At 72.9% G+C, this 23,455-nt stretch carries 23 protein-coding genes and 1 pseudogene; 13 read left to right on the top strand and 11 right to left on the bottom strand.

The features are described 5' to 3' along the window. Both E1283_RS07480 and E1283_RS07475 read right to left on the bottom strand, forming a co-directional pair. A partial coding sequence (locus tag E1283_RS07480) for a response regulator (protein WP_207930322.1) occupies positions 1-392 on the bottom strand: 392 nt, incomplete at its 3' end. Between the two features lie 11 nt (positions 393-403). After that, the gene (locus E1283_RS07475) at positions 404-2,041 is read right to left on the bottom strand and encodes a sensor histidine kinase (RefSeq protein ID WP_132817104.1); all 1,638 of its coding nucleotides are present in this window, start codon (positions 2,039-2,041) and stop codon (positions 404-406) included. A 230-nt stretch (positions 2,042-2,271) separates the two neighbouring features. On the opposite strand from E1283_RS07475, the gene E1283_RS07470 reads away from it, so the two are divergent. The 7 genes and pseudogenes from E1283_RS07470 (at position 2,272) to nucS (ending at position 7,354) form a co-directional block, all read left to right on the top strand. Then, positions 2,272-3,660 carry a cation:dicarboxylate symporter family transporter gene (locus E1283_RS07470; protein ID WP_132817103.1) on the top strand — a complete coding sequence of 463 codons (1,389 nt, stop codon included), beginning with the start codon at positions 2,272-2,274 and terminating at the stop codon, positions 3,658-3,660. A gap of 136 nt (positions 3,661-3,796) precedes the next feature. Beyond that, positions 3,797-4,036 (top strand): annotated as a pseudogene (locus E1283_RS07465) (hypothetical protein); the annotation flags it as partial. 20 nt (positions 4,037-4,056) lie between these two features. Next, entirely contained in the window at positions 4,057-4,950 is an 894-nt protein-coding gene (locus E1283_RS07460) for a protein kinase family protein (protein WP_243744666.1), read from the top strand. A gap of 83 nt (positions 4,951-5,033) precedes the next feature. Then, positions 5,034-5,381: a class I SAM-dependent methyltransferase gene (locus E1283_RS37085; RefSeq protein WP_165956046.1), complete on the top strand. Its 348-nt coding sequence runs from the start codon at positions 5,034-5,036 to the stop codon at positions 5,379-5,381. 23 nt (positions 5,382-5,404) lie between these two features. After that, complete coding sequence (locus tag E1283_RS07450) at positions 5,405-5,929, top strand: HAD domain-containing protein (RefSeq protein ID WP_132817101.1); 525 nt, start codon at positions 5,405-5,407, stop codon at positions 5,927-5,929. Positions 5,930-6,012: 83 nt separating this feature from the next. Continuing rightward, positions 6,013-6,672, top strand: coding sequence for a class I SAM-dependent methyltransferase (locus E1283_RS07445; protein ID WP_243744665.1), 660 nt, complete (start codon positions 6,013-6,015; stop codon positions 6,670-6,672). A 4-nt stretch (positions 6,673-6,676) separates the two neighbouring features. Then, positions 6,677-7,354 (top strand): endonuclease NucS, encoded by a 678-nt coding sequence (nucS, locus tag E1283_RS07440; protein ID WP_132817100.1) that lies wholly within the window; start codon positions 6,677-6,679, stop codon positions 7,352-7,354. Between the two features lie 84 nt (positions 7,355-7,438). On the opposite strand, the gene E1283_RS07435 is transcribed toward nucS, so the two are convergent. Next, positions 7,439-8,092: a class I SAM-dependent methyltransferase gene (locus tag E1283_RS07435; protein WP_132817099.1), complete on the bottom strand. Its 654-nt coding sequence runs from the start codon at positions 8,090-8,092 to the stop codon at positions 7,439-7,441. 64 nt (positions 8,093-8,156) lie between these two features. Here E1283_RS07435 and E1283_RS07430 point away from each other — a divergent pair, with 64 nt between their 5' ends. Further along, a complete protein-coding gene (locus E1283_RS07430) occupies positions 8,157-8,819 on the top strand; it encodes a TetR/AcrR family transcriptional regulator (RefSeq protein WP_132817098.1) in 663 nt (220 codons plus the stop codon). A gap of 39 nt (positions 8,820-8,858) precedes the next feature. Here the strand turns inward: E1283_RS07430 and E1283_RS07425 are convergent, their stop codons facing one another. After that, positions 8,859-9,557, bottom strand: a complete 699-nt coding sequence (locus tag E1283_RS07425; protein ID WP_243744664.1) for a TetR/AcrR family transcriptional regulator — start codon at positions 9,555-9,557, stop codon at positions 8,859-8,861. A gap of 138 nt (positions 9,558-9,695) precedes the next feature. Between E1283_RS07425 and E1283_RS07420 the strand changes: the two genes are divergently transcribed. Next, positions 9,696-10,784 (top strand): zinc-binding dehydrogenase, encoded by a 1,089-nt coding sequence (locus tag E1283_RS07420; protein ID WP_132817097.1) that lies wholly within the window; start codon positions 9,696-9,698, stop codon positions 10,782-10,784. 30 nt (positions 10,785-10,814) lie between these two features. Here the strand turns inward: E1283_RS07420 and E1283_RS07415 are convergent, their stop codons facing one another. The 6 genes from E1283_RS07415 to E1283_RS07390 form a co-directional block, all read right to left on the bottom strand. Beyond that, on the bottom strand, positions 10,815-13,094 hold the full coding sequence (locus tag E1283_RS07415) for an ATP-binding protein (RefSeq protein WP_132817096.1): 2,280 nt from the start codon (positions 13,092-13,094) through the stop codon (positions 10,815-10,817). A 111-nt stretch (positions 13,095-13,205) separates the two neighbouring features. Then, a complete protein-coding gene (locus tag E1283_RS07410) occupies positions 13,206-13,499 on the bottom strand; it encodes an STAS domain-containing protein (protein WP_132817095.1) in 294 nt (97 codons plus the stop codon). A 244-nt stretch (positions 13,500-13,743) separates the two neighbouring features. Beyond that, positions 13,744-14,592 carry a 3-hydroxyacyl-CoA dehydrogenase family protein gene (locus tag E1283_RS07405; protein ID WP_132817094.1) on the bottom strand — a complete coding sequence of 283 codons (849 nt, stop codon included), beginning with the start codon at positions 14,590-14,592 and terminating at the stop codon, positions 13,744-13,746. A 176-nt stretch (positions 14,593-14,768) separates the two neighbouring features. Next, positions 14,769-16,313, bottom strand: a complete 1,545-nt coding sequence (locus tag E1283_RS07400) for a cellulase family glycosylhydrolase (protein WP_132817093.1) — start codon at positions 16,311-16,313, stop codon at positions 14,769-14,771. 131 nt (positions 16,314-16,444) lie between these two features. Continuing rightward, a complete protein-coding gene (locus E1283_RS07395; protein WP_132817105.1) occupies positions 16,445-18,037 on the bottom strand; it encodes an FAD-dependent oxidoreductase in 1,593 nt (530 codons plus the stop codon). A gap of 5 nt (positions 18,038-18,042) precedes the next feature. Continuing rightward, complete coding sequence (locus E1283_RS07390) at positions 18,043-19,194, bottom strand: LacI family DNA-binding transcriptional regulator (protein ID WP_132817092.1); 1,152 nt, start codon at positions 19,192-19,194, stop codon at positions 18,043-18,045. A gap of 241 nt (positions 19,195-19,435) precedes the next feature. Between E1283_RS07390 and E1283_RS07385 the strand changes: the two genes are divergently transcribed. Continuing rightward, positions 19,436-20,488, top strand: coding sequence for an acetylxylan esterase (locus E1283_RS07385; protein ID WP_132817091.1), 1,053 nt, complete (start codon positions 19,436-19,438; stop codon positions 20,486-20,488). Here E1283_RS07385 and E1283_RS07380 read toward each other — a convergent pair. Continuing rightward, the gene (locus tag E1283_RS07380; protein ID WP_132817090.1) at positions 20,461-21,102 is read right to left on the bottom strand and encodes a TetR/AcrR family transcriptional regulator; all 642 of its coding nucleotides are present in this window, start codon (positions 21,100-21,102) and stop codon (positions 20,461-20,463) included. The two genes, E1283_RS07385 and E1283_RS07380, sit on opposite strands and share 28 nt — an antisense overlap. Positions 21,103-21,182: 80 nt before the next feature. Here E1283_RS07380 and E1283_RS07375 point away from each other — a divergent pair, with 80 nt between their 5' ends. The 3 genes from E1283_RS07375 to E1283_RS07365 all read left to right on the top strand — a co-directional run. Continuing rightward, on the top strand, positions 21,183-21,968 hold the full coding sequence (locus E1283_RS07375) for an ABC transporter ATP-binding protein (RefSeq protein WP_132817089.1): 786 nt from the start codon (positions 21,183-21,185) through the stop codon (positions 21,966-21,968). 38 nt (positions 21,969-22,006) lie between these two features. Next, positions 22,007-22,759: an ABC transporter permease gene (locus tag E1283_RS07370; RefSeq protein WP_132817088.1), complete on the top strand. Its 753-nt coding sequence runs from the start codon at positions 22,007-22,009 to the stop codon at positions 22,757-22,759. 127 nt (positions 22,760-22,886) lie between these two features. Next, positions 22,887-23,455: cob(I)yrinic acid a,c-diamide adenosyltransferase (locus E1283_RS07365; protein WP_132817087.1), on the top strand; the 569-nt coding region annotated here is incomplete at its 3' end.

The following is a 23,455-nucleotide window of genomic DNA, read 5'->3' as shown; positions in this document are numbered from 1 at the left end:
CCGGCCTCCCCCACCGCCCCCCGGAACTCGGCGTACCGCACCAGCCGGTCGCGGAGCGTCGCGAACGTGAACGGCTTGAGCACGTACTGCACCACCCCGAGCGAGACGCCCTCCCGCACCACCGCCAGGTCGCGCGCCGAGGTCACCGCGATCACGTCCGCGCCGTGGCCGGCCGCCCGCAGCGAGCGCACCAGCCGCAGCCCGTGCCCGTCCGGCAGGTAGAGATCGAGCAGCAGCAGGTCCACCGGCCGCTGCTCCAGCAGCCGCTGCGCCTCGGCGCCCGAGTGGGCGGTGCCGCGCACCGCGAAGCCCGGCACCCGGTCCACGTACCGGCCGTGCGCCTCGGCGGCCAGCGGGTCGTCCTCGACGACCAGCACCCCGATCTCGTTCACGCCACCCCCGCTCACACCGTCACCACGCCGGCCCGCAGCGGCAGCCGCACGGCGCACAGCGCCCCGCCGGCCGGGGCCCGGGAGATCTCGATGCCGCCCCGGTTGCGCCGCACCGCCTGCCGGACCAGCGCCAGGCCGAGCCCGCGTCCGACGCCCTGCTTCCCCGGCTTGGTCGACCAGCCGCGCCGGAACGCGTCCTCGACGGCCTCGGGCGCGATCCCGGCGCCGGTGTCCGCGACGCTCAGCAGCAGCTCGCCGCCCTCCACCCGCACCGTCACGCCGATCCGGCCGGGGGCCGCGCCGTCCCCGCAGGCGTCGATCGCGTTGTCTATCAGGTTGCCGAGGATGGTCACCAGGTCGCGCGGCGGCAGGTCGGGCGGCAGCACCCCGTCGTCCATCCGGCTCTCCGGGGTGAGCACCAGCTCGACGCCCCGCTCGTTGGCCTCGGCGGCCTTGCCGAGCAGCAGCGCCGCCAGCACGGGCTCGCCGACCGCCCCCACCACCTGGTCGGTGAGGGCCTGGGCCAGCTCCAGCTCGGCGGTGGCGAACTCGACGGCCTCCTCGGCCCGCCCCAGCTCGATCAGCGAGACGACGGCGTGCAGCCGGTTGGCCGCCTCGTGCGCCTGGGAGCGCAGCGCCTCGGCGAAACCGCGCACCGAGTCCAGCTCGCCGGACAGCGACTGGAGCTCGGTGTGGTCGCGCAGCGTGACCACCGTGCCGTGCCGCTCGCCGCCCGAGACCGGCGACGAGTTGAGCACGACGATCCGCTCGTCCGTCACGTACACCTCGTCCACCCGGGGCTCGGCGGACAGCAGCGCCTCGGTGAGCGGGCGCGGCAGGCCGAGGCGGTCGGCCGGCCGGCCGAGCTGTTCGCCGGTGAGGCCGAGCAGTTCCCGGCCGGCGTCGTTGATCAGCGCGATCCGGCCGTCGGCGTCGAGCAGCAGCAGGCCCTCGCGGACGGCGTGCAGGGTGGCCTCGTGGTAGTCGTGCATCCGGCTCAGCTCGGCCGCGTTCATGCCGTGCGTGTGCCGGCGGAGCCTGGCGTTGACGACATAGGTGCCGACGCCGCCGAGCAGCAGCGCGCCGGCCGCCATGGCGAGCAGCGCGGCGACCTGGCCGGCCAGCCGCTCGCTGATCTCGTCCACCGTGATCCCGGCGCTGACCAGCCCGATCACCTGCCCGTCGGCGTCCTGGACGGGGGTGACCACCCGGACCGAGCGGCCCAGGGTGCCGGTGTAGGTCTCGGTGAAGGTCTCGCCGCGCAGCGCGGACTCGGTGTGCCCCAGGAAGGTCTCGCCGATCTGGGCCGGATCGCGGTGCGTCCACCGCTCGCCGTCCGGGGCCATGATCGTGACGAAGGTGATCCCGGTCTGGTCCATGACGCGCTCGGCGTAGGGCTGGAGCACGGTCGACGGGTCGGGCCCGGCCGCCGCCTCCTTGACGGTGGGCGAGTTGGCGAGGGCCACGGCCGCCGCGGTCACCTCGTCGCGGGCCGCGTCCTCGGCCTGGGAGCGGTCGGTGACGTAGGCGAAGATCGCGCAACCGGCCACCACGGCGGCCACCAGCACCACCTGCATGGCGAAGAGCTGGCCGGCCAGGCTGCGGGGCCTGGGCAGACGCGGCAGGCGGAGCGATCGGGGCAGTCGCATGCCGCCAGTGTGCCCGGATTATGACGATGGCCGAAACCCACCCGTCACACCTGCTCATGAACATGACCGTGAACGTAATGAACGTAAGCGTGACCGGGGTCACAGGGGGGGTGCATATTCACCAAGGCGTCAAGACGACGCCTCCCCTTAGTCACCACCCCCTTGCAACCAGCTCAGCCGGCGACCACCACGAGAGCCGCACACTCCACGAGGACGAGGAGACGAGAACCGTGGCTGCGCAGACCCCCACCGCGCCCGCACAGGGCGGCAAGACCAGACGGGACCGGACCCACTATCTCTACATCGCCGTCATCGCGGCGGTGGTCGCCGGCATCGCGGTGGGCCTCGCCGCCCCCGACTTCGCCGTAGAGCTCAAGCCCCTGGGCGCCGGGTTCGTCAACCTGATCAAGATGATGATCTCGCCGGTCATCTTCTGCACGATCGTGCTCGGCATCGGCTCGGTCCGGAAGGCCGCCAAGGTCGGCGCGGTCGGCGGCCTGGCGCTCGGCTACTTCCTGGCGATGTCCACGCTGGCGCTGGCCATCGGCCTGGTGGTCGGCAACATCCTGGAGCCGGGCTCGGGCCTGCACATCACCGAGGCCACGGCGGACGTCGGCGCCTCCCAGGCCGAGGGCGCCTCGGAGTCGACCACGGACTTCCTGCTCGGGATCATCCCGACCACCATGGTCTCCGCCTTCACCGAGGGCGAGGTGCTGCAGACGCTGCTGGTCGCGCTGCTGGCCGGCTTCGCGCTCCAGGCCATGGGCTCGGCGGGCGAGCCGGTGCTGCGCGGCATCGAGCACATCCAGCGGCTGGTCTTCCGGGTGCTGGCCATGATCATGTGGGCCGCCCCCGTGGGCGCGTTCGGCGCCATCGCGGCGGTGGTGGGCGAGACCGGCGTGGACGCGCTGCGCTCGCTGGCCGTCATCATGATCGGCTTCTACCTGACCTGCATGATCTTCGTCTTCGGCATCCTCGGCCTGCTGCTGCGGGTGGTCGCCGGCGTCAACATCTTCTCGCTGCTGCGCTACCTGGGACGCGAGTTCCTGCTGATCCTCTCCACCTCCTCGTCCGAGTCGGCGCTGCCGCGCCTGATCGCCAAGATGGAGCACGCGGGCGTCAGCAAGCCGGTCGTCGGCATCACCGTGCCGACCGGCTACTCGTTCAACCTGGACGGCACGGCCATCTACCTCACCATGGCCTCGCTGTTCATCGCCGAGGCGATGGGCGAGCCCCTGGCGATCGGCGAACAGCTCTCGCTGCTCGGCTTCATGATCATCGCGTCCAAGGGCGCGGCGGGCGTCACCGGCGCCGGCCTGGCCACCCTGGCCGGTGGCCTCCAGTCGCACCGCCCCGAACTCCTCGACGGCGTCGGCCTGATCGTCGGCATCGACCGCTTCATGAGCGAGGCCCGCGCCCTCACCAACTACGCGGGCAACGCGGTGGCCACGGTCATCATCGGCACCTGGACCAAGGAGGTCGACAAGGACCGGATGTCCCAGGTCCTCAAGGGCGAGATCCCGTTCGACGAGGCGACCATGGTCGACGACGGCCACGGCGCGCCACCGGCGCCGCCGGCGCCCGACCTGGCCAAGCCCAAGGAAGCGGCCGGCGTCTGACCGGCCCTCCGCACGACGGCGCGCCCTCCCCACCATGGCGGTGGGGAGGGCGCGCCGTCGTCGTGCGCTCCCGTCACGCCGACTCGGACAGTCGTCCGGCGAGGAGTTGCTCGGAGCGTTCCCACAGTCCACGGGCGACGAGGTGTACCACAGCACATGGTTCAACGAGTCGCGGCGCGTGGAGTCCATCAAGGCCCACACCGCGCTCGGCGGTCGACTCGTGCACGGCTGCCAGTCCGTGCCCGACCAGTCCGGAGGCGCCTGCCTCCCCTACGGTGCCTCCGTCGAGACCTTCCGCGCCGACCTGCGGGCCTTCCGTGACGACTGGTTGGCCGCGGTGTACGCCTGCCGTGCCGGTGACCGAACCAGCGACTGACCGACCGGAGGGATCACCTGATGGACGCCACGGACGTGACCGCCATGTTGCCCGGTCTGCTTGCCGATGCCGGCCTGACCAACACCCCGGCTCGCCGGCCGATCCGTGTCTGGGCCCGCTCCGGGGTGGAAAGGCTCGCGTTCCCCGACGGCGCCTCCGTGGTGTTCAAGTACGCCGAGGCGCCGTTCGACCGCGAGGACCACGCCCTCAAGACCGCGGCGGCCGCCGGGCTCCCGGTCCCCGCTGTCCACGCCGCCCACCGCTCAGGACACCTACTCGGCATGCTGATGGAAGACCTCGGGGAGCCCCTGCGCGAGGCCGACGATCTGGACGGCGCGACTGCCGCCGTACAGATCCACCGCATCACCGCGGCACCCGGCCTACCTCACCTGGGCGAAGCCGAACTCGCCGCGCTCCCCAGGGAAATCACCCGGCGTTTGGCCCGCTACGGCGCAAGCAACGAGGCCCAAGCCGCGGCGACCGACCTGTGCCGAGCAGCTGACACCCGGACCAAGGACGCCGAGCTGCCACCGTTCGGCCTGGTGCACTCGGAGTTCCACCCCACCTCCCTCCACGTCGGTGTCACGGGACTGCGGGTGCTCGACGTGGCACGTGCGTTCACCGGCCCGGGGCTGCTGGACCTGGCGTCCTGGCATGGCACCACCACGACTCCGGACACCGATCGCACCCGCGGCTTCCTCACCACCTACGTCGAAGCCGGCGGGCCGGCCGAAACCCTCGCCGACCGTGGTGGCCTGGACGCCACCGCATGGGCCCTGGGCTGGCACCGGGTGTGGGTGGCCGAATGGTTCACCCAGCAGATGGACCTGGGCTGGGCCGAAGGAGCAGATCACTCGTGGATGAGTGTCATCACCCGCCACGTCCTGGAAGCCGCCCAGCTGCTGGACGTCTGAGTCCGACAGGTCGCCTGGAGCTCACCAGGCGCCCAGGCACTGGCCCCGACGCCTCGCTCCTCGGGGACATCAACGGAGCCCTCGTGGTTGAACTCGGCTGCGGCGGCGGCCACAACCTCGCCCACCTCACCACCCAAGGGGCCCGCTGCATCGGCATAGACCACGATCCCGCGAAGATCCACCTGGCCCGCGCCTGCTACGGGCATCTCCCCCGACTTCACTTCCGCAACGGGGACGCCGCCCGCTGCCTTGGCGACGTCCCGCCAGGCTCCGTCGACGTCTGCCTGTCAATCTTCGGAGCCTTCTCCTTTACCACCCCCGGCCCACTCCTGGCTGCCGTCGCCACTGCGCTGCGGCCCGGCGGACAACTCCTCATCGTCCTCCGCGCTGACGCCCACCACGACTACATCACCGTCCTCACCCGACGCTGACCAGCGGAGACAGGGAGAACCGCATGCTGCTCTACCTCGACATCGACGGAGTCCTCATCCCCGGTCCCGACGAACTCGGCAACGCCCCCGCGACCCACCACGTCCACCACGTCATCCCCTCGGACCGCGAGACGCCCGTGAGGATCTGGCTCAACCCCCGCCACGGCACCGAACTTCGCGACCTCATAGCCGACACCGGCCTGGCGCCCGTGTGGTGCACCAGTTGGCGCCATGACGCGGCACGCCTGATCGCACCCCGCCTCGGCCTACCCGACTGGCCCCATGTCCCCCTTCCACACCGGCAGCTGACGACCAGCCACCCCGACGGCTATCTCTGGAAGCGCGACCACCTCGCCGAACACGCGGCCGGCACCCCGTTCGCCTGGATCGACGACGACTTCACCGCCGCCGACCACGCCTGGGCCACCGCCCGCACCAGCGGCGGCCGGCCCACCCTTCTGCTCCAGCCCCGACACCACGTCGGCATCCGCCCCCAGCACCTTGAGGCCGTCCGGGTTTGGGCAACCGCGCTCGCGGCCGCCGCTTGACCTCCGGACCGGCGCCTACGTGCGGCGACGGTAGTCCGCCCGTGGCGACTGTGGCCCGGCGGATCCGGGCTTAGCCTGGGGCGATGACCAGGATGGCGATGGCCAGGAGCACCACGCTGGCCGCGAGCTTCGACGAGGTGGCCGAGAGTTATGACCACGCGTACCACGAGGAGATCGCCCGGGCCCTGGTGGCCTGGGTGGCACCGGGCACGGACGGGGCCGTCGCGGACGCGGCGTGCGGGGCGGGGGCCGTCGCCCGGCACGTCGCGCGCAACCGCCGGGCAACGGCCCGTCCGGTGCTGGCCGTCGACCTGTCCCCCGGGATGATCGCCGTGGGCCGGGCCAGGGCCACCGCTCTCGAAGCAGCGATCGAGTGGCGCGTCGGGGACGCCGTGCCGCTGCCGGTCGCCGACCACTCGCTGGACGCCGTCTTCTGCGCCTCGTCCCTGCACTTCCTCGGGCGCCGGGCCCTGGCCGACTGGCGGCGGGCGCTGCGCCCGGGGGGCCGGGTGGGGTTCACACTGCCGCTGGCCACGCACTTCCGCCCGGCGGCGCGGATCTCCGAACTCCTCGCCCCCGACGTGCCGTTGCCCCGCTCAACGCGGGACGCCGACGAACTGGTGGCGGCCGCCGGGTTCACGGAGGCGGACTCGCGTGTCCTCGCGATCGGCGCCCGCCAGGCGGTGCTGACCTCCGCGACCAACCCACGTGGCAGCGGCTCCCTCCCCCGGCCCGTAGGCTGAGCGCATGCGTCTCGTCATCGCCCGCTGCTCGGTCGACTACGCCGGCCGCCTCACCGCACACCTGCCCTCCGCGCCCCGGCTGATCCTCGTCAAGGCCGACGGCTCGGTCTCGATCCACGCGGACGACCGGGCCTACAAGCCGCTCAACTGGATGTCCCCGCCGTGCGCCCTGAAGGAGGCCGACGGCGAAGGGGACGCCAAGGCGGTGTGGACCGTCGAGAACAAGGGCGGCGAGAAGCTGATCATCACGATGGAGGAGATCCTGCACGACTCCTCCCACGAACTCGGCGTCGACCCGGGCCTGATCAAGGACGGCGTCGAGGCGCACCTCCAGGAGCTCCTGGCCGACCGGATGGAAACACTGGGCGAGGGCTGGTCGTTGATCCGCCGCGAGTACCCGACGGCCATCGGCCCGGTGGACATCCTGGGCCGCGACACGAACGGCGTGACGATCGCGGTCGAGCTCAAGCGGCGTGCCACGATCGATGCCGTGGAACAGCTCACGCGGTACCTGGAGTTCCTCAACCGCGACACGACACTCGCGCCCGTCGGGGGGGTTCTCGCGGCCCAGAGCATCGCGCCGCAGGCCCGGACGCTCGCCGAGGACCGCGGCATCCGGTGCGTCGTCCTCGATTACGACGAGCTTCGGGGCATCGACAACAAGGAAGACCGGCTGTTCTGACCGGCCGAACCTGACCGGCCGAACCTGACCGCCCGGCGTCCTCGGCACCGTGCCTCATCCCTCGATGACGATCAACGCCGCGGCTCATTCCGCCTGTTGGCGCGAACCCGGACGCACGGCTGCGGTGGTGCGGCGCAGTGTGAACCAGTAGGTCGGGACCGGGTTCGTGCCGGGCGTCACGTCGACCAGCCGCCATCCGGGGAATCTGGCGCCGAGTTCGTCCGCCGTGACGCCGGAGATCGGGTCGGGAAACGCCTCGGGCCCGTACCCGAACATCAGCAGTCGCGCGCCGGGGGCGGCACGCTCCGTGAGGCCGGCGGCGTAGGCGTCGCGGCGGTGCGGCGGAATCCCGCAGAAGCAGCTCAGGTCGAAGAACAGGTCGTACGGGCCCGGCACGCCGACCTCGTCGAGCCGGGTGGCGTCCCCGCACAGCACCGTGACGTCCGCCCCCGCCGCCTCGGCCTTCTCCCGGGCCTGCCGAACCGCGCGGTCGACCAGGTCGACGGCCGACACCCGCCAGCCGTGCCGGGCCAGGTACACCGCGTTGGTCCCGGTGCCGCAGCCGAGTTCGAGGGCCCGGCCAGGCACCAGCGCGCCGGGGCCTTCCACCAGGGCCACCAGCTCGGGCGGCGTGACGCCGGTGTCCCACGGCGGCTCGCCGTCCCGGTAGTAGTCCTCCAACTCGCGCCGCACAGCGGCCTCCTGGTCAAGCTCCACAGCCGTTCGGGTCTCGCTCATCACTGCCCCTTCCAAGAATTCAGAGTCAGACTCTAGTGACTACCTCTAGAGATAGACTCTCCCCATGGATGCGGTCAAGGGATCCGACGAGGAAAACGCCAGGCGCCCCGACAAGCGGACCGAACGGTCGCGGCGCACCCGCGGGAAGATCGTCGCGGCGGCGCGGGACCTCTTCGTCTCGCGGGGGTACGGCGCGACAAGCCTCCAGGAGGTCGCGGACCGCGCGGGTGTGGCCGTACAGACCGTGTACTTCGTGTTCGGCAACAAGCGCGCGCTGTTCAAGGACGTCGTCGACACGTCGATCGCGGGTGATGCCGAACCGGTCGCCACGATGGACCGCGAGTGGTTCCGCGCCGCGTGCGCCGAACCCACCGCGGCCGGACAACTACGCGCCCATGTACGGGGGGTACGCGACATCCTCGGCCGAGTCGCCCCGATCATGCCGCTGATCGCGGCCGCCGCGGCAACCGACCCGGAGATCGCCGCGGAGTGGCCCGCCGCCCCGGACCCGCGCTACACCGTCCAGCACGCCGCGGCGAAGGCGCTGGTCGCCAAGCCCGACGCCCGCCCCGACGTCGACACCGCCCGCGCCGCCGATCTGCTGTACGGGCTGCTCAGCCCCGAGCTGTACCTGGTCTTCGTCCGCGACCGGGGTTGGTCCCCCGACGCCTGGGAGGCGTGGGCCGGCGCGACCCTGATCGCCCACCTCTGCACCGACCACGAGTAGGGCTCACCACTGCCGCTCGCCCAGCCCGGTCGAGGTCCGTCAACCGGCGCCGGAGCAGCCGCGCGACGTCGGCGGGCGCGAGACCGGGCTCGGCGTGGAGCCGGGAGAGCGCCCCCGGCTGGCCAGCCAGGACGGGAGGGCGGCCGAGGCGGCGGAGACGAAGAGGCGGCGGTCGCGGGGTGCCGGCAGCGAGAGCCACGCCTCGACGAGCCCGGTCTCGCCGTGCGCCAGGAAGCGGCTGTGGGCCTCCACGCGCCAGCTCGCCGGCCCCTCGCCCGCCGGGAGCAGCCCGGGATTGTGATCGAGGAGGGTACGGACCGAGGTCGCGAAGTGGTCGACGAGGAGGTTGTGCAGGATGGCGCTGCGCCGGCCCACCAGGCCGGTGGTGTAGACCGGGTCGTACCGCTCCAGATGGTCGAGCAGCGTGTGCGACGCGCGCTCCCAGACGACGTCGACCGGTAGTTCCCCGGCCGTGGCGTCGGCGAGCCAGCCGACCCTGACCTGGTCGAGCTCCGCGTACAGCACCTGTTCGAGGACCTCGGCCGGACTGGCGGCGTGCTTGTAGAACGTCGTGCGGTTGATCCGGGCGGCGCGGACGAGGTCGGCGACCGAGATGTCCTCCACCCGCTCCTCCGACGCGAGGCGGACCACCGCCTCGCACAGCCGCGCGCGGGTGCGTAGCACGCGGACATCGAGCTCCCTGGGGTCGACGGGGGCCTGTTCCTCGCTTTCCGGCATGCCCAGATCCTAGTGCCGCCCCGGACGCAAGCGCTGGAACAGCAATAATCAACACCTGTCTCTTTTCTTTCCGGGCGCGCGGTGCCACACTCGGCCGTACCGCCAAAGGGACAGAAAGCGACGAAAAGAGACAGCACCATGAAGGCATCCGTCACCAAGGGACTCGGCCAGGGCTTCGTCATCGAGGACGTCGACCTCGCCGATCCGATCGGACAGGAGGTCCGCGTCGAGGTCAGAGCGTCCGGTCTCTGCCACTCGGACCTGAGTGTGGCGACGTTCATCGGCGGGGAGTTCCCCGTCGTCCTGGGCCACGAGGTGGCCGGCGTGGTCACCTCGGTCGGCCCCGACGTCGCGCGGACCCGGGTCGGCGACCACGTCGTCGGCAGCCTGATCCAGTTCTGCGGCGCCTGCGCGAACTGTCTCGGCGGCCGCACCCACATATGCCTCGCCCCCGAGGTGACCCTCCGCACCGCGGGGCAGCCCTCGAGGATCAGCTGGAACGGTTCCCCGGTCGCCCAGGGCATGGGGCTCGGCGGTTTCGCCCAGGAGGCGCTGATCCACGAGAACCAGCTCGCCGTCATCCCCGACGCCATGCCGTGGGCGCCGGCCGCGCTCATCGGCTGCGGCGTCCTGACCGGCGCCGGCGCCGTGCTCAACAGCGCCCGGGTCCGGCACGGCGAGACCGTCGTCGTCATCGGCGCCGGCGGCGTCGGCATGAACGGGGTCAGCGGTGCCCTCATCGCGGGCGCGGAGAAGATCGTCGTCGTCGACATCGAGGACGCCAAGCTGGAGCGCGCCAAGGCGTTCGGCGCCACCCACGTGATCAACTCCCGGGCCACCGACCCGGTCGAGGCGGTACGGGAGATCACCGGCGGGGGCGCCGACCACGTCTTCGACTTCGTCGGCGCCCGCCCCGTCACGGCCCAGGGGCTGCGGATGCTGGCCAAGGGCGGCGGGCTCTACCTGATCGGCGTGGGCGGCAGCGACGCCGGTGTCGAGGTCGACGCGATCACGACGCTGACCGGGTCGCACCGGGTCCAGGGCGTCTACATGGGCTCGTCGAACCTCAAGCGGGACATCCCCTTCTACGCGTCCCTCTACCTCCAGGGGCGGATGAACCTCGACGACCTGGTCTCGCGGGAGATCGGCCTGGGCGAGATCGACGCCGGCTACGAGGCGCTGAAGGACGGCAGCACCGCGCGCGTCGTGATCACCGACTTCTCCTGACGCGCGCCGGCGGCCGGCGGCCGCCGGCCGCTACGCGGTCGGCGTCGCGGTGGGGGTCGCCGTCGGGCTGATGGTGCCGGCGGCCGTGGTGCCGTCGGAGTCGCCATCACCGTCGTCGCCTGGCGTGGTCGGCTCCTCCGTCGGCTCCTCGGTGGTGGGATCGTCCGTCGGCTCCTCGGTCGGCGGATCGTCCGTCGGCTCCTCGGTCGGCGGGTCGGTCGGCTGACCCTCGTTCCCCCCGCTCGAACCGTCGGTCGGGTCCGTGGTGTCGCCGCCGCCCGAACCGCCGGTGGCGGTCCCGCCGCCGGTCGTCGGGTCGTCCGGCTGGTACGTCGGGTCGTACGTCGGCGCGTCCTCGGTCGGCAGCGTCGGGTCGGCCGACGGTTCGGCCGGGGGTTCGGTCTCGGTCGGCGAGGGGGTCTCGTCGGTCGGCTCGTCGGTGGGGTCGGCGTCCGTGGTCAGCGGGAGGTCGTCGTCGGTCGGTGCCGGGTCGGGGCGGCCGCCGTCGTCCGGGGAGTCGCCGTCCGAGCTGAGGCCGAAGGCCACGACCGTGCCGAGCACGGCCGCCAGCGCCGCCGTCGCGCCGGCCACCACCACGTTGCGGCGGGCGCCGCGCGAGCGGCGGCGGGTCGGCGCCGCGGGCGGCTCGGGGTCGACCCTGGTCAACCGGGTGGTCGCCCGGTCGCCGGCCGGCGCCGCGGGGTCGGCGACGGCGGGCAGCCGGGTCGTGGTGGCGGCCGGCGGCAGGGCCAGCGGCTGGGTGAGGTCCTGGCTGCCCGGCGGCAGCGCCAACGGCCGGCTCAGGTCCTCGACCAGGGCCAGCGCCCGGCGGCCGGCGACCGCCCCGCGCGCGTCGGAGAGCACGCCGCGCAGCGCGGTGGCCGCCTCCAGCTCGGCCCTGGCCCGGTCGAGGCGGCCCTGGCAGATGGCCAGCACGCCCAACTCGTGGTGGAAGTAGGCCTGTTGCGCCACCGCCCCGGCGCCGCGCGCCGACTCGGCGCCGCTGCGCAGCACCCGCTCCCAGACGTTCCACCGCAGCGAGGCGGCCAGCACCGGGGCGGCGACGCGGGCGAGGTCGGCGACGGCCGCCGCGTGGCCGGCGCGCTGCGCGGCCTGGATGACGCTGGGCAGCACCTCGGCCTCGGCGGCCGCCTCGGCGGCGTTGACGCCGCGCCGCCCGAACCACGCGGCGTAGTGCTGGGCGGCGGCCAGCGATCTGGCCTCGGCGCCGTCCGCGTAGTCGGCGCCGAGCAGCTCGGCGAGGGCCGCGGACGTCAGCCGGTGGCGGTCGCCGACCGGGCTGAGCAGGCCGCTGGCCACCAGGTCGGCGTGGTGCTCGGCCATCGCCGGATCGGCGACGAGGCCGACCAGCCGGTCGGGCCCCGGCACGACGTCGCCGAGCGCGACCGCGAGCCGCAGGATCTCCCGCGCGCCCTCGCGCAGGGACTCGGCGAGGGCCAGGACCAGGCCGGTGGGGTCGGGCAGTTCGGCGTCCGAGTCGGCGCCGGCCCGCCGGCGCAGCAGGGCGGCGGCCTGGACGAAGCGCTGGGGCAGGCCCTCGGCGTGGTGCCAGAGGTCGCCCGCCCAGCTCGCCTCGGCCTCGGTCAGCGGGCGGGCGACGGCGAGTTCGAGCAGTTCGAGGGAGGCGGTGCGGCTGAGCCCGCCCAGGGTGATCTCGCGCACGTCGGAGGGCTCGGTCGGTGCCGGCACGCCGGGGCGCGCGGATATCAGGAAGGCGCACTCCGGGGTGGCCTCCAGGATCTCGCCCAGCGCCGTGCCGCCGAACTCGATGTCGTCGATGACCACCACCGCGCCGACCCCGCGCAGCTCGGCGACCAGTTCGGTCGGCCCCGGGCGGTAGCCGGGCGTGTGGTGGACGGCGGCGTACAGCTCGTGGAGCAGGTCCTTGGGGCCGCGGCGGTAGCCGCTGAGCCGGATGACGCCGTAGGGGGCGAGGTCGGCGCAGTCGCGGGCGACGGCGGCCAGCAGCGTGGAACGGCCGCTGCCCGCCGGGCCGACGAGGCGGACCGAACGACCGCGGGCGAGCAGCCGGTAGAGACGGTGCCGCTCCTCCTCACGCTCCAGGAGCGGGCCTTCGTGCGCGGGTGCCGGATCGGCGCCGCCGGGGGCCCGGCGCGGGGCCAGCGGGCGGCGGCCCGGCGGGCAGGAGACGATCTCGCTGCCGTCGACCGGGTTGACGGTGAGGAGGAAGTCCCCCGCCACCAGCTCGACCATCGCGCGGGGACCGTCGTCCGTTCCGTCCGGATCCCGGCGCGGCTCACCGTAGGGTACGGGCAGGTTGAGGTCCATGGTCAGTGTCTCTCAGACGCGGTCCTGGGGAGTGTGGTGGACCCCACGCTACCGCCGCCGACCGCGGAACGGACCGGCGGTGTCCGGCAAGGCCGCCAGGTCACCGTGGGGTCACGGCGCGATGGTGAGGACGCGGTGCAGCCGGGTGGCCACCAACACCCGCCGCATCCGGGGCGGGACGTCGTGCAGGACCAGGCGCCGGCCGCAGCGGCCGGCCCGCCGGTGGGTGCCCATGATGACGCCGAGCCCGGTGGCGTCCCACGAGTCGAGCTGTGCCAGGTCGAGCACCAGGTCGCCGTCGCCGGTGTCCACCGCGCGGTGCAGGGCCGATCTGGCGTCGGCCGCGCTGCGCACGTCGAGGCGCCCGGCGACGACCAGCCTCGCGTGGTCGCCCCTGATGTGCATGGATGAGTCCCCCGGTTCCGTGTGATGGCGGCGGGCAGAAGGTGCTGAGGGTGCTGCGGGTTCCGCGGATGCTGACGGTGCGTCAGGTTCGCGCGGTGCTGACGGTGATTCAGAGTTCAAGGGATCAGACTTATACAGCAGACGGCGCCGCGGGCGGCGGGGTTCCTAGCCGTGCTCAAACCGATACCGAATCGGGGATCCGAATCACCCGGCCGAGTGAGCCCGCCAGTGAACGCTGGCGCCGTCAGTACTGGTAGAAGCCACGGCCGGCCTTCCGGCCGAAGTCGCCGGCGTCGACCATGCGGCGCATCAGCTCGGGCGGCGCGAACTTCTCGTCCCTGGTCTCGGCGTAGATGTTCTCGGTGGCGTGCTGGAGGATCTCGACGCCGGTGAGGTCGGCGGTGGCCAGCGGCCCCATGGCGTGGCCGAAGCCCAGCCTGCAGGCGAGGTCGATGTCCTCGGCCGAGGCGACGCCGGCCTCGTAGAGCTTCACGGCCTCCACCACAAGCGCCGAGATCAGCCGCGTGGTGACGAAGCCGGCCACGTCCCGCTCGACGACGACGCAGGTCTTGCCGACGGACTCGGCGAACTCGCGGGCGGTGGCCAGCGTCTCGTCGCTGGTCCGCAGGCCGCGCACCAGCTCGCAGAGCGCCATCAGCGGCACCGGCGAGAAGAAGTGGGTGCCGACGACGCGCTCGGGGTGGCGGGTGGCGGCGGCGAGCTTGGTGATCGGGATGGCCGAGGTGTTGGAGGCGAGCACGGTGGTGTCCTTGACCAGGCCGTCCAGCGTGCGGAACAGCTCCTGCTTGACGTCCACCCGCTCGAAGACGGCCTCCACGACGAGGTCGGCTTCGGCTGCGGCGCCCAGGTCCGTGCTGGTGGTGATCCGGCCGAGGGCTGCGGTGGCCTCCTCGCCGGTGAGTCTGCCCTTCTCGACGAACTTGGCCCAGGACGCCTGGACGCCCTCGACGCCCCGGCGCAGCGCGTCCTCGGTGGTGTCGACCACGGTGACCTGCCAGCCCGCCTGCGCGGCGACCTGCGCGATGCCGGCACCCATCAGTCCTGCGCCGATGACGGCGAGCTCCCTGGCCACGTGATCTCCCTCGATCCGGTGCGTGTTGCGGCTTCGGTCACCGCGAGCCGCGGGGTCAACGACCCTACTACCCACCGGTAGCCGATCGGCACGGCGAACGCCGCGGAAGAGACACGCGTCACGCGCCGGCGCCCAGGGCGGGCGCCGGCGCGCGCGTGCGTGCGGTCGGGAGCGGCTCAGCCGACGCGTTCGAAGAGCGCGGCGTCGGCGATGGTGTAGCCGGCCGAGGCGGCCGAGAGTTCGAGCCGGGCGTCGGAGCCGGCGGTCAGTTGGTAGGTGCCGACCAGGTTCCACTGGCAGCCGTTGACGCGTTGGTCGACGGTGACGCTGGCGGACCCGGCGCCGCCGCCGCGGTGGACGGTCACCGGCGCGGCGGTGGCCCGGTTGGCGTCGGGCGTCCAGCGCAGGTAGACGTTGTAGGTGCCGGTGGCGGGCAGGGTGGGCTGGAAGACGGCGCGCTTGGCCGGTGAGGCGTTGGCGCTGCCGCTGTGCGCGTAGTCGGTGCCGTAGAAGCCGGGGGTCGAGGTCGACCTGACCCAGTCGCCGGTGTCGCTGTAGCCGGCGCCGCCGTTGTCGACGATGACGCCCTCGGGGGCGGCGTCGGAGCCGAGCGCGTCGTCCGCGCCCGGCGCGTTGTCGCGGCCGGCCTGGTTGTGGTTCGCGAGGTCGGCCAGCCAGTCCTGGACGAACTGGCCCATGAACTCGCCGCCCATCAGGTTCCAGTCCTCGTCGAACATCTGGGGCTTCCAGTAGTTGTCAAAGACCCAGGCCGTCCAGCTGATCTGCGGGCGGGCGTCCAGGTAGTCACGGAGCGGGGAGCCCCAGCATCCCGTGGTGCCCTGGGTGACGACCGGGTCGGAGTACGGACCGGCGGGGTTCCAGCCGAACTCGGTGAGGACCACCGGGATCTGCCGGGCCGCGTTGCCGAACCGCTGGTCGAGGTTGGCGGCGGTGGCCGCGCCCTGGTTGGGGTAGAGGTGGTAGACGTACGCGGTGTTGCTGTCGTCGATCGGGTCGGCGGCGGCCTGGTTGACCATGGTCGACCAGTTGGGGCTGCCCATCAGCAGCAGGTTGTTCGGGGCCGCGGCGCGGATGTCGTCGACGACGGGCTGGATGTAGCTCTTCCACTGCGGCCAGGAGGCCGGGCTGATGGGCTCGTTGTAGACCTCGTAGATCACGTTGGGGATGTCGGCGTAGCGGGGCGCGACGTAGTTCCAGAACTCCTGGACGATCTCGCGCGGCACTCCCCCGTTGGTGCTGCCGAAGTTCTGCACCCGGTGGAAGTCGACGATGAGGTAGACGCCCAGGTCGACGGCCTGCTGGACATAGGGGTCGACGTGCCGCTCGATGTTCTGGGCCAGGGTCAGCGAGTCGTTGGGCGCCCATTCGGTGACCGGGAGGCGCACCACCCGGGAGTTCCAGCCGGCGCTCTCGTCGACCGACAGGTCGATGAGGTCGGCGATGCTCCTGGGGGTGCAGTTGGTGCACTCGCCGCGGTGCCGGGGGCCGATGAGGGACACGCCGCGCAGCGTGACCGGCCGGCCGGCGGCGTCGCGGATCTGGTTGCCGTCGACGCGGAGCCAGTCGACGGCGGCGGCCGGCGCCGGCTCGGCCGCGGCGGGCAGCGCGGGGAGGGTGAACAGGGCGAGGACGAGGGCGAGGAGCGCGAGCAGGGGTCGGGTCGGTGTGATGCGGGGTGGCTTTCTCCGTACGGTGAGCATGCGGCTCTCCCTGGGGTTCGGTTCCGTGGGGGTGGCGCTGCGTGCGGGTGGAGCGGTGGTGTGTCGGTGATCGGTCCGGTGGTGGTCGGTTCGGTGGTGGTCGGTTCGGTGGCCCACCTCCTCTCGGGTGGTCAGTAGCCCCTGACCTCCGGCCAGGAGAGTTCGACCCCGTGGTCGGTCAGTTCGGCCTGGTAGTCGGCGAGCCGGCGCTCGTCGGCCAGGACCTGGTGCGGGGTGGCGTGCCGGCGCAGGCAGTGGGCGGCGAGCAGTCCCGCGGCCTCGCCGACGTTCCACTCGACCGGGTGCAGCCGGTAGCAGCCGTTGGTGATGTGGGTGGTGCCGATGTTCTTGGCGGCCGGCAGGAGGTTGGTGACGCGTTCCGGCAGCAGCGCGCCGAGCGGGATGCGGAAGGGGCTGGAGCCGATGTCGAGGTAGTTGTCGCCGCCGGTGGAGGGGTGCAGGTCGATCCGGTAGGAGCCGATGCCGACGGAGTCGGGGTAGCGCACGGCGCCGCGTTCGCCGCGCACGGCGAGCGACACGTCCTGCTCGGTGACGGTGTAACGGGCCCTGATCCGGCGGGACTCGCGCAGGTAGGGGCCCTTGGCGAAGCCGTCGGCGGTGCCGAGCACGTCGGGCCTGGTGCGCAGCCCGGGCAGGCCCGATCCCCCGTCGGCGCGCGGGAGTTCGGTCTGGAGCCAGTAGAGGAAGCTGCGGCTCATCCGCTTGGCGCCGGCCACGTGGTGGGCGTCGGTGGCGGGGTCGCCGCCGAAGACCGGGCCCTCCAGGTAGTCGATCATCGGCCAGTTGACGAGGGTGACGTCGCTGTCGAGGGTGCCGGGGGTGAAGGTGGCGCGGGCCAGCAGCCGGCGAAACGTCCACAGGTCGAGGTCGCCGGCCAGGCCCGCCGAGCCGGGGTCGTTCGGCTCGGGGTTGGGCTCGAAGCGGCGCCAGGTCGGTTCGAGGGTCTGCGGCTTGGGGGCCAGCATGCCGAACATCCGGTCGGGCCAGTACGGCGGCCGGTAGTCGCGCCACTGGGCGTAGTCGTCTGGCTTGTCGATGGTGTGGTCCTCGCCGGGCCGGTGTTCGACGGCGAAGCACCAGGAGACGGCCTGCATGTTGTGCGGCGCGGCGGTCGCGGGGGCGCTCGGCTCGCCGGTCAGGTCGCGGGACTCGAAGCCGGTGACGAACTCGGTGCCGGTGAGCGGCAGCAGCTCGCCGGTCTCGGTGGCGTCGAGGAAGTAGGGCGCGGTGACCGTGAGTTCGCCGCCCTCGGCCAGGTCGAGGAGGGTCACGGAGGTGACGGCGTCGCCGTCGGCGGTGGCGGCGACGGGACGGTGCCCGGTGCGGAGGTCGAGCAGCCCGGCGGCCCGGTGGGGGGCGAGCATCGCCTGGAGCACGTCGTGCGCGACGCGCGGCTCGGCGCACAGCGCGCTCACCCTGCCCTGGCCCGGGTTGAGCGCCCGGTCGGCGCGGGCGGCGGCGGTGAGCGGGTACCAGCGGCGGTAGTAGTCCCGGATGCCGTCCCTGAGCTCCCGGTAGGAGGCGGTGCAGCCGAAGCGCTCGATCCAGGGGTGCTCGTCGGGCGGCGTGGCCTGCACGGTGAGTTGGCCGCCGAGCCAGTCGTACTCCTCGGTGAGCACCACCCGCAGCCCGCTGCGGGCCGCCGCGAGCGCGGCGGCCACCCCGCCGAGTCCGCCGCCGACGACGGCCACGTCGGCCGTGATCTCGTTCACGCGTTCCCCCTCGGCGGCGCGGCGATGGTGCCAGCGCCTGGCGGCGTGCAGGGCAGCAGGACTTGGCTGACGATGTCGACGTCCGAGCCGCCGGGGTCGGCCTGGGGCACCGAGGTCGCCTCGCCGCCGGGGTCGCCGCCGGCGCGGGCCGTGGCCGGGCCCAGCCGGGTCTCCGGCGGAGCCTGAAGCATGCTGATGAGCAGCCGGACGGCGGCGCGGCCGATCTCGTTGCGCGGGATGCCGAGGCAGCTCCACGGCGTGCCCGGGTAGGGGCCGTTCGCGGTGTCGCGGAGGGTGATGACGGACAGGTCGTCCGGGATGCCCATCGCCCGCCCGGCCGCGAACTCGACGAGCCGGCCGGCCAGTCCCTCGTCCTCGGTGACGAATGCCGTGATGCCGGTGCCGACGGCGAGGTCGAACCACTCGGGGGTCAGCTCGGTGCCGTCCATCAGCACCGGCAGCGCCGGGATGCCGGCCGCGGCGCAGGCCGCGCGGTAGCCGGCCTCCCGGTCCACCAGCGACTCGACCCGGTGCGGGATGCCGAGGTAGCCGACGCGGCGGTGGCCGAGGGCGACGAGCCCGGCGACCGCGTCCCGGGTGCCGGCGGCGTAGTCCGCGCCGACGTACGGGATCTCCGCGCCCGGCACCTCGCGGCGGCCGATGTGGACGAACGGGTAGCCGTCGCGGCCGAGTCGGGCGAGGTCCGAGTGGTCGTGCGCGACACCGAGCAGCACGCTGCCGTCGGCGACCTTGAGCCGGTTGGAGCCGTCCGCCTGATAGAGGCGGCGCTGCCCGTTGGGTCCCTCGGTGGAGGTGAAGAGCACCAGGTCGTAGCCCTCGGCCACCGCCTGCTCCTCCACCCCGATGAGAAACTCGTGGTAGAAGTCGCGGCTGCTGATCGGGAAGACCGCCTCGAAGGTGTGCACCCCGAGCAGGCGGTTGCCCTTGCCCCTGAGGCTGCGCGCGGCCGGGTTGGCCGCGTAGCCCAGCTCCCGGACGGCGTCCTTCACCAGGCGCTCGGTTTCGGCCGGTATCCGGTTGGCGGCGGCGCGACCGTTGACCACGGCCGAGACCGTCGCCTGCGACACCCCTGCCCGGCGCGCGACATCGGCCTGCGTCGGCGCTTGCCGGTGGCGTTTGACTGGCACGAAGAATCCCCTAGCTGTTTCGTATCAGCAACTCATAAGCAGCACTGATGTGTTGACTGCTGATTCGTTGCAGCGACCGTAGAGACGGCCGGTGCGCTGGTCAAGGGAGTCGTACGAAGAAAGTTCGTCGGCGGCTCCGCCGGGTCGCCTCCGCGCGCTGGCGTAACCACCGGGGCCGGTGGCTACACTGCCTGGCCATCCGGGGTGAACCGGCCGTCCACGACCGTCGTTTGGAGCACGGATGCCGCCCATCGTCTTGGCGCACGCGCACGCGGACACGAACCCCGGGAGCGGTGCCGCGACCGCCGGGCTCCGGCACGACCTCCCGTTCGATCCCACCCACGGCCGGGACCTCGCGGCGCTGCTCGCGGTGGAACCGCCGCCGGCCCCGGCCGACTTCGCCTCGTTCTGGCGCGCCCGGTACGCGGCGGCCGGCGCCGTCGAGGTCGCGCCGCGGTGCGGGCCGCCCACCGGTCGGATCGGCGACGTGCTGGTGCACGACGTCAGCTACGTCTCGGTGGGCGGGCGGCGGATCGGCGGTTGGCTGACGCTCCCGGCGGACGGCGTGGTCACCCGGGGCTGCGTCGCCACCCACGGCTACGGCGGTCGCGAACGTCCGAACCCCGAGCTGCCGCCGCCCGGCGCGGCGACCCTCTGGCCCTGCCTGCGGGGGCTCGGCAGCCGCGGCCGGTTCCCCGACCTGCCGTCACGCGTCGACGCGCACGTGCTGCACGGGATCGCGTCCCGGGAGAGCTATCTGCACGGCGAGTGCGCGGCCGACGTGTGGTGCGCGGCCAGCGCGCTGCTCGAACTGGTGCCGGCGGCGGCCGGCCGCCTCGACTACCTGGGCGATAGCTTCGGCGGCGGCATCGGCGCCCTGGCGCTGCCCTGGGACGACCGGTTCGCGGCGGCCGCGCTGACCGTGCCCAGCTTCGGCCACCATCCGCTGCGCCTCACGCTGCCCTGCGTCGGCAGCGGCGAGGCGGTGCGCGGACTGCACGCCCGCGACCCGCGGATCGCCGACGTCCTCGGTTACTTCGACGCGGCCGTGGCGGCCGGCAGGATCCGCATCCCGGTCCAGGTGGCCGCCGCGCTCTTCGACCCGGCGGTGCCGCCGCCCGGGCAGTTCGCGGTGTACAACGCACTGGCCGGGCCACGGGAGTTGGTGGTGCTGACCGCCGGGCACTTCGACCACCCGGGGGAGGCGGCCGAGGCGGCGGCGCTGCGGGACGCGCGGCACGCCTTCCTGACCCGGGACGACCGGGCTCAGGATTCCGCGGGCCGCCTGGCGTAGTCGAGGACGCGGTCGCTCAGCAGCCACTCGGCGTCGTCCAGCATCTTCAGCATCCGCTCGGCGGCCTGGGCCGGCGGCACGTCGTTCAGCAGGCAGGCGCCGCCGGCGCGCATCAGGCTGGACTGGAGCAGGATCAGGTGGTCCGCGATGAGCTCCGGGATCCGGTCGTCGGGGGCGGCGCCGGCCTCCTCGCGCAGCACCTGGGCGAGCCGCTGCCCCATCTGCAACTGCATCTCGCGCATCCGGTGCAGCAGGGCGGGGGAGGCGAAGGCGGTGCGCATGAAGTGCGCGTAGCCCTCGCTGAGGCCGGCCCAGGGGGTCCGCTCCACGATGTCCTCGCGCAGCCCGCCCAGGACGGCCTCGGCCGCCGACTGGCCGGGAGCACGCTCCAGCACCCGGCGGGCGGGGCGGTCGATGGTGGCGGTGGCGCGGTCGAAGAACAGGTCTTCCTTGGCCGGGAAGTAGTTGTACACCGTGTTGACCGAGACGTCCGCCGCCTCGGCGATCTCGGCGACGGTGACCGCGTCGAATCCACGTTCGAGGAAGAGCCCGGTGGCGACATCGGAGATGTGCTGCCGAGTCTGCCGCTTCTTGCGCTCCCTGAGGCCCGTCATGACGACATCGTAGCCATTCTTGACCAACTTAAAACTTGGTGACGTTGCAATCTTTAAGCGACCCTGCTTTTCTAGGGGTCATGGCTCCGATCCTCACGACCCATGACCTCGCCCGCACCTTCGAGACCAAACGCGGCACGGTGGAGGCCGTCCGCGGCATCGACATGGCCGTCGAACCCGGCGAGATCCTCGGCTTCCTCGGCCCCAACGGCGCCGGCAAGAGCACCACCCTGCGCATGCTCACCACGCTCCTCGCCCCCACCCGGGGCAGCGCCACCATCGCCGGCCACGACCTGGCCGGGGAGCCCGAGGCCGTCCGGCGGGTCATCGGCTACGTCGCCCAGTCCAGCGGCGTCGCCCCGGACGAACTCGTCCGCCACGAGCTGGTCTTCCAGGGCCGCCTCTACCGGCTGCCGCGCGCCGAGGCCGAGGCCCGCGCCGACGAGCTGGCCGCCGAGCTCGACCTGACCGAGCTGCTCGACCGCAAGTGCGCCGAGCTCTCCGGCGGCCAGAAGCGCCGCCTCGACATCGCGCTCGCGCTGATCCACCGCCCCGAGGTGCTCTTCCTCGACGAGCCCACCACCGGGCTCGACCCGGGCAGCCGCGCCGACCTGTGGGACCTGATCCGCCGGATCCGCGGCCAGCAGGGCACCACGGTCTTCCTCACCACCCACTACCTCGACGAGGCCGACGAGCTCTCCGACCGGCTGATCATCGTCGACGACGGCCGGATCGCCGCCGAGGGCACCCAGCGCGAGCTGAAGACCCGGTACGGCGGCGCCGAGGACGCCACCCTCCAGGACACGTTCATCGCCATCACCGGGCGCGGCCCGCGGAAGGACGACCTCGCCCCGGTCGCCCTCTGACAGCCCACGACCACCCAGCGAAGGAATCGACGCCCACCATGTCCCACCTGCTCGCCGACACCCGCGTGGTCTTCGGCCGCTACGTCCGGCAGACGCTGCGCTCCCGGATCAGTCTGGTCTTCGGGCTGCTCCAGCCCATGCTCTTCCTCGCCTTCTTCGGCCCGCTGCTCGACGGCGTCCCGCTGGGCGGCCGAGGCGACTCCTGGCAGACCCTCGTCCCCGGCCTGCTCGTCCAACTCGGCCTGTTCTCCGCCGCGTTCGCCGGCTTCGGCATCATCATGGAGAAGCAGCTCGGCATCGTGGAGCGGATGCGGGTGACGCCGGTCAGCCGGCTCGCCCTGCTGCTCGGCCGGGTGCTGCGGGACGCCGCGCAGCTCCTCGTCCAGTCCCTGGTGCTGGTGCTGGCCGGCACCGCCTTCGGGCTGCGCGCCCCCGTCCTCGGGGTGCTGATCGGCTTCGCCTTCGTCAGCCTGCTCGGCATCTCGCTGGCCTCGCTGTCCTACGCCTTCGCGATGCGCGTCAACACCGTCCAGGAGTTCGCCCCGGTCATCAACTCCATCAACCTGCCCGCGATGCTGCTCTCCGGGATCCTGCTGCCGATGGCCCTGGCGCCGGTGTGGCTGGACACCGTCTCGCACTTCGTGCCCTTCCGCTACGTGGTGGACGCGGTGCGGGCCGCCTTCGTCGGCGACTACGGAAGCGACATCGCCGTCGGCGCCCTGGCCACGATCGCCCTGGCCGCCGTCTCCCTCACCCTCGGCACCCGCATCTTCCGCAAGGCCGGCGCGTAGCGCCCCGAAGGGGCGCGGGGAAGTAACCCTGGCAGCTCCGCCGCGTGGGCGCGACCAGCCACGACGGCGCCGCACCCGAAGGACGGCCCGCCGCGTCTCCTCCAGCGGAGCGCCTACGCTCGGGGGCATGGTGAATCTCACGCGGATCTACACCCGCACCGGCGACCAGGGCACCACCGCGCTCGGCGACAACAGCCGGGTGCCCAAGACGGACGCCCGCATCGCCGCCTACGCCGACGCCAACGAGGCCAACGCCGTCATCGGGACGGCGTTGGCCCTCGGCCAGCTGTCGGACGAGGTGAGCGCCGTGCTCGTCCGGGTGCAGAACGACCTCTTCGACGTCGGCGCCGACCTGTGCAACCCCGTCGCGCCCAACCCCGAGTTCCCGCCGCTGCGGGTCGAGCAGCGCTACGTCGACCGCCTCGAAGCGGACTGCGACCGCTTCCTGGCCGAGGTGGAGAAGCTGCGCAGCTTCATCCTCCCCGGCGGCACCGCGGGCGCCGCGCTGCTGCACCAGGCGTGCACGGTGGTCCGCCGCGCCGAGCGCAGCACCTGGGCGGCGCTCGAACTGCACGATCCTGCATGTCAGGCAGACACCGTGGGTGATGCCACCACGCGAACCCTTCGAAGAAGTGAAACCAATGGGCCGGAGACTCAAGGGACCGACACCAGAGCGGGGTGCGAGAACGCCGTCGC

The sequence above is a fragment of the Streptomyces hainanensis genome, from assembly GCF_004348415.1.
In the GTDB taxonomy this organism is placed as follows: domain Bacteria; phylum Actinomycetota; class Actinomycetes; order Streptomycetales; family Streptomycetaceae; genus Streptomyces; species Streptomyces hainanensis.
Note: the sequence above shows the minus strand (reverse complement) of the source record. Positions and strands in the feature narration are given on the sequence as shown.

Bases quoted from the DNA above. Each gene is read 5' to 3' on its own strand.
- E1283_RS07400 (WP_132817093.1), bottom strand. From the start codon at position 16,313: ATGCTCACCGTACGGAGAAAGCCACCCCGCATCACACCGACCCGACCC.
- E1283_RS07460 (WP_243744666.1), top strand. From the start codon at position 4,057: ATGGACGCCACGGACGTGACCGCCATGTTGCCCGGTCTGCTTGCCGAT.
- E1283_RS07425 (WP_243744664.1), bottom strand. From the start codon at position 9,557: ATGCCGGAAAGCGAGGAACAGGCCCCCGTCGACCCCAGGGAGCTCGAT.
- nucS (WP_132817100.1), top strand. From the start codon at position 6,677: ATGCGTCTCGTCATCGCCCGCTGCTCGGTCGACTACGCCGGCCGCCTC.
- E1283_RS07475 (WP_132817104.1), bottom strand. From the start codon at position 2,041: ATGCGACTGCCCCGATCGCTCCGCCTGCCGCGTCTGCCCAGGCCCCGC.
- E1283_RS07430 (WP_132817098.1), top strand. From the start codon at position 8,157: ATGGATGCGGTCAAGGGATCCGACGAGGAAAACGCCAGGCGCCCCGAC.
- E1283_RS07370 (WP_132817088.1), top strand. From the start codon at position 22,007: ATGTCCCACCTGCTCGCCGACACCCGCGTGGTCTTCGGCCGCTACGTC.
- E1283_RS07435 (WP_132817099.1), bottom strand. From the start codon at position 8,092: ATGAGCGAGACCCGAACGGCTGTGGAGCTTGACCAGGAGGCCGCTGTG.
- E1283_RS07375 (WP_132817089.1), top strand. From the start codon at position 21,183: ATGGCTCCGATCCTCACGACCCATGACCTCGCCCGCACCTTCGAGACC.
- E1283_RS07420 (WP_132817097.1), top strand. From the start codon at position 9,696: ATGAAGGCATCCGTCACCAAGGGACTCGGCCAGGGCTTCGTCATCGAG.
- E1283_RS07415 (WP_132817096.1), bottom strand. From the start codon at position 13,094: ATGGACCTCAACCTGCCCGTACCCTACGGTGAGCCGCGCCGGGATCCG.
- E1283_RS07385 (WP_132817091.1), top strand. From the start codon at position 19,436: ATGCCGCCCATCGTCTTGGCGCACGCGCACGCGGACACGAACCCCGGG.
- E1283_RS07380 (WP_132817090.1), bottom strand. From the start codon at position 21,102: ATGACGGGCCTCAGGGAGCGCAAGAAGCGGCAGACTCGGCAGCACATC.
- E1283_RS07450 (WP_132817101.1), top strand. From the start codon at position 5,405: ATGCTGCTCTACCTCGACATCGACGGAGTCCTCATCCCCGGTCCCGAC.
- E1283_RS07445 (WP_243744665.1), top strand. From the start codon at position 6,013: ATGACCAGGATGGCGATGGCCAGGAGCACCACGCTGGCCGCGAGCTTC.
- E1283_RS07410 (WP_132817095.1), bottom strand. From the start codon at position 13,499: ATGCACATCAGGGGCGACCACGCGAGGCTGGTCGTCGCCGGGCGCCTC.